The 3,672-nt window shown below is 31.2% G+C and carries 2 protein-coding genes and 1 pseudogene; all 3 read left to right on the top strand.

Translation table 11 applies throughout. The features are described from left to right. A partial coding sequence (locus tag LLA01S_RS11760) for a restriction endonuclease subunit S (RefSeq protein WP_174519541.1) occupies positions 1 to 381 on the top strand: 381 nt, incomplete at its 5' end. A gap of 1,802 nt (positions 382 to 2,183) precedes the next feature. Next, positions 2,184 to 3,335 (top strand): RepB family plasmid replication initiator protein, encoded by a 1,152-nt coding sequence (locus tag LLA01S_RS11755; RefSeq protein ID WP_061778358.1) that lies wholly within the window; start codon positions 2,184 to 2,186, stop codon positions 3,333 to 3,335. Between the two features lie 76 nt (positions 3,336 to 3,411). Next, a pseudogene (locus LLA01S_RS13470) lies at positions 3,412 to 3,672 on the top strand (restriction endonuclease subunit S); the annotation flags it as partial.

Here is a 3,672-nt window from a genome sequence, read left to right as displayed (position 1 = left end):
TATACAAAATCACCTATAAAAGGATTTCCGAACGGAATTATTAGAAGCAATAAAGGTAATGTAGGGATAGTTCCTCCTCTCTATTGTGTTTATACATTACAAAAAGACATTAACTCTAGTATTATTCAATTCTATTTTGAAGATAAAAATCGATTGGATTTCTATTTATTTCCACTTGTAAATGTTGGGGCACGAAATAATGTTAATATTACTGATTTAGAATTTTTAGAAGGAAAAGTCACTATTCCTAAATCGTACGAGGAACAAAGTAAGATTGTTCAATTTATGGAACAACTTAATAGAACTATCGCTCTTCATCAACGTAAGTTAGATTTGTTGAAAGAACAGAAAAAAGGCTACTTACAAAAAATGTTTGTTTAGGGTCTATAATTAGATAATAACCCCTCAAAAAGACTATTAAAATAACCCCCGTTATCTATTGGACAGGTAATAGGGGTTGTTTTTATGTTTTTTTATATAATAGAACCAAAGTTTGCTGATGATTGTACCAGCTAAAACTTTTCTTTTTAATTCTTTGAGAGATTTTCAAAGAGGAGTCCTTTGTGCTGAAAATTTACCTTGAAACTCTACTTAATGGGGCGGTACCTATTAATTCTTTTTTTCTTGTCTGTATATTCTTATTACTACATTTTTTTTTGCACTTTATTGTTTCTTTGCTGATGATTGTACTAGATAAATACAGTTATAGAGCTTATATAATCTATTCTAAGAGTGTTAAGCTCCTTAGACTTGAATTATATGGCAATGATATCTATACGAGCATACAAGCCATAATAAGACGTTATAGAACTATTGTTTCTTTGCTGATGATTGTACTAGATAAGTTTTCTTTTAGTTGCACTTATATCGTTTTAATCTTCTAACACTATTGTTTTAGTTATATAGCATACAGAGAACTAGAGCTAGTCAGATGATTGTACTAGATTAGTTTTCTTTTTAATTCTTTGAGAGATTTTCAAAGAGGAGTCCTTTGTGCTGAAAATTTACCTTAACATAGCAACTTAGGGGGCGCTACCCCTAATGAAAATATTTTTATTTTTTTCTTGTCTGTATATAATTATTTCTTTTAGTGCACTTATATTGTTTCTTTGCTGATGATTGTACTAGATACTTGGTTCATAGTCATATTCTTTTAGTTATATATTTAAAGCCTATATTCTCGCTTCTAAGAACAGCAATAACATACAAGGATAAGTTTACCCACGTAGAGAACTCTGTTCTTACAAGACAAAATAAGACGTTATAGAACTATTGTTTCTTTGCTGATGATTGTACTAGATACTTGGTTCATAGTCATATTCTTTTAGTTATATATTTAAAGCCTATATTCTCGCTTCTAAGAACAGCAATAACATACAAGGATAAGTTTACCCACGTAGAGAACTCTGTTCTTACAAGACAAAATAAGACGTTATAGAACTATTGTTTCTTTGCTGATGATTGTACTAGATAAATACAGTTATATAGCTTATAGAATCTATTCCGTGCTACTTTTTAGATAGCCCTTAGCCCTTATCGTGTCGTATAATCCCAGCAAGTTAAAAGAAAAGACTACTTAATTTCAATACTTTTCTATAAATAACTCTGTCAGACTTCTACGCGTCACGGAGTGTTTTTATTCACGACACTCATGGAACTCATAATCTTTATTTCATACTACGCTCTAGGCTATTTTTAAAGTAATAACATTTTCAATTGAGTAAGTTTTTTAGTAACTATTCTTACTCTCAAGCGCAAGATTATGAATGACTTTCGATATGTTCAAATTTATTCAATATTGAATTCTCTATTTACATTAGTTACAAGTCATTCAGTAACTAACTATTTAATTAACTTATTTAATTATATCAAAGTTTTTTCAACATTTCTCTACCTTGTACATAGTTTTAAAGCCTATATTAATTTATCATATATATTTTAATCTTTTGTTCTTTTGCGTGAAAAAAAAGTCAGTGTTTCCAAGGGTATGCAGAATTAAACAGTCAGAAAAAACTATGTATACAGTCAGAAAAAACTATGTATACAGTCAGAAAAAACTATGTATACAGTCAGAAAAGATTGAACAACTGACTGTGTTTTGATATAATAAAAACATAGAGAAATTCACTCGGAAAAATGTTTTCTCTATGCCTATCTAAAATCACTCACAAAGGAGTATTTACATGCCTATTATAACAGAAAAACAAGAAAACCAAAAGCAGGTGCTGACCTTGAATGAACTTTCAAAAAGAAAAGTAGTAGAGCATAATAGCTTAATTACCTCTATTGCTAAAATGGATAAAACACCTCTCAAAATGTTTGAACTAGCCGTGTCTTGTATCAATACCGAAGAGCCACCAAAAGACAATATCATTTATTTATCAAAAGCTGAATTGTTTACTTTTTTTAAGGTAGATGATAGCAACAAACACACTCGTTTTAAACAAGCGGTAGCAAAAATGCAAGAGCAAGCTTTTTTTGAAATCAAAGAAGAGAAAAATAAAGGGTTTAAATTTAGACGGATACTACCCATTCCAACAGTTGAATGGACGGACTATGACGATAAGGTCATGATACGATTTAATCAAGACATTATGCCTTATTTGATTGAGTTAAAGCAGAATTTTACGAAATATGCCTTATCTGAAATTATGGAATTAAATAGCAAGTACTCTATTATTCTTTATAAATGGTTATCGATGAACTACAACCAATACGAGCATTACAGCAATAAGGGCGGACGGAGAGCCGAACAGGTGGAAAACTACCGCAACCCCTCAATCACAGTGAAAGAGTTGCGAGAAATCACTGATACCGTCAATGAATACAAACATTTCCCTCATTTTGAGAATTGGATATTAAAAAAACCGTTAGAAGAAATCAACGCTCATACCTCTTTTAACGTAAGCTATGAAAAAATAAAAAAAGGACGTTCAATTGATAGCATAGTCTTTCATATTGAGAAGAAACGGAAAGCAGACGACAACAGCTACAAGCTAGAAGACCAAGCCTATATTGAGGGCAAGAAAGCTAAAGAAGAAACAGAAAAAGACTTGTATACAGAATCTATGCAAAGCCCTTATACTAAGCTACTGTCTGAAAATATGTTGCTTTTCCCAAATGATTTTATGGATATTAAAACAATGGCAGGCTTACAGAAAAATGTTTACCCTCTCTATGACGAACTGAAAGCCTTACGAGGACTTAATGGGGTCAAAGGTCATTTAAGCTATGTATCTAGCAAACAAGAAGCCTATTCTAAACGCAATATAGCGAAGTATCTCAAAAAAGCAATCGAGCACTATCTACCAACGGTTAAAAGACAGGACTTATGATGAGTGAAAAGTTAAAGACAATCAAAGAGCAAAAAAGGATAGAAGAACAAGAAAAACCAAGAAAATGGTGGGGACTATGGCGAAAATAGATGATTCAGTTAAAAAGAAAGTTCCAGAATTGCGATTTAAAGGATTCACGGATGATTGGGAAGAGCGTAAGTTAAAAGAACTATTTCAACCATCAAAAAACAAAAATAATAATGGATTATATAACCAAAAAGATATTCTAGCTGCATCTCTGGGAACAGAGTTAATTCCTAAAAGAACATTTTTTGGTTTAAAATCAACCAAAGAATCTGTAAAAAATTATCGTATTGTTAAAACCGGAGATTTGATA

The sequence above is a fragment of the Lactococcus cremoris subsp. cremoris NBRC 100676 genome (assembly GCF_001591705.1).
Classification (GTDB): Bacteria; Bacillota; Bacilli; order Lactobacillales; family Streptococcaceae; genus Lactococcus; species Lactococcus cremoris.
Note: the sequence above shows the minus strand (reverse complement) of the source record. Positions and strands in the feature narration are given on the sequence as shown.

Coding starts and splice junctions, on each gene's coding strand:
- LLA01S_RS11755 (WP_061778358.1), top strand. CDS start 2,184: ATGCCTATTATAACAGAAAAACAAGAAAACCAAAAGCAGGTGCTGACC.